1 pseudogene is annotated in these 204 nt (G+C 59.8%); it reads left to right on the forward strand.

Features of this window, described 5'->3' with window-relative positions:
* Positions 1 to 204: pseudogene (locus tag B2W52_RS17235) on the forward strand (acyl-CoA dehydrogenase); the annotation flags it as partial.

Genomic DNA, 204 nt, shown 5'->3' on the forward strand with positions numbered 1-204 from the left:
ATGGCGTCAGCCTCGCCGGCCTGATCCACAAACTGGGGTACCGGGGCACCACCTCCACCGCATTGAGTTTTGGTGACGACGCCCCCTGCCACGGCTACCTGGTTGGCGAACCCCATCAGGGACTGAAATACATGTTCCAGATGATGAACGAAGCCCGGGTTGGCGTTGGTTTTGGCGCTGCGGTGATCGGTTATCGCGGTTACA

The organism is Marinobacter sp. UBA2498, assembly GCF_002341575.1.
GTDB classification, from domain to species: Bacteria; Pseudomonadota; Gammaproteobacteria; order Pseudomonadales; family Oleiphilaceae; genus Marinobacter; species Marinobacter manganoxydans.